The sequence below is a fragment of the Mesorhizobium neociceri genome, assembly GCF_013520985.1.
Taxonomy (GTDB): Bacteria; Pseudomonadota; Alphaproteobacteria; order Rhizobiales; family Rhizobiaceae; genus Mesorhizobium; species Mesorhizobium neociceri.
This window is the reverse complement of sequence record NZ_JACDTY010000059.1, coordinates 1-728: the sequence shown is the minus strand read 5'-3', so window position 1 is coordinate 728 and position 728 is coordinate 1. Positions and strand designations below refer to the sequence as shown.

The following is a 728-nucleotide window of genomic DNA, read 5'->3' as shown; positions in this document are numbered from 1 at the left end:
CGGGCCGCGGCCACGCGTCTCGGGGTGACGCCGTCCGCCGTCAGCCAGGCAATTCGGAACCTCGAGGCCCGTGTCGGCTCACCGCTTTTTGTGCGCACGACCAGAAGCGTGAACCTGACGGAGGCAGGCGAACGGCTCCTTGCCCACGCGCGGCCGGCCGCGGATATGTTGAGCGCCGGCATCGACGCCGCTGGCGGGTTAGGCGATGACGTGCGGGGAAAGCTGCGCATCAACGCGCCGCGACCGGCCCTGCCGTTGCTGATCAATCGCCTGCTGCCCGATTTTCTGGCTGCCCACCCACAGATCCAGCTCGAACTCGTCGGCGAAGATCGTCCGATCGATATCGTCGCGGAAGGGTATGACGCGGGCATACGGCTCGGCGATTTCGTCGAAATGGACATGGTCTCCGTTCGACTGACGCCGGCCGAGCGGTTTGTTGTGGTGGGCACGCCGGGTCTCTTCAAGACGCGAGGCCGGCCGGCACACCCCGAAGACCTGCACGGCTTTCGTTGCATCCTTTATCGGACCGATGCGGGTGGTGCGGACCATTGGCGATTTGTCGTTCGGGGGCGGCCTGTCACCATTGCGGTCACCGGTCCCCTGGTGATTAACGATGTTGATCTGTGCATCAGGGCGGCGTTGCGTGGTGTTGGATTGTTCCGCCTGCCGCGCTCGCTGGTGATGCCCTATCTGGATAGCGGGGCGCTTGAGACCGCGCTCGATGCTTT

Annotated in this window: 1 protein-coding gene; it reads left to right on the top strand. The window is 65.0% G+C overall.

The features are described from left to right. Positions 1-728 (top strand): LysR substrate-binding domain-containing protein (locus H0241_RS35295; RefSeq protein ID WP_181062296.1); only part of this gene is annotated, 728 nt, incomplete at both ends.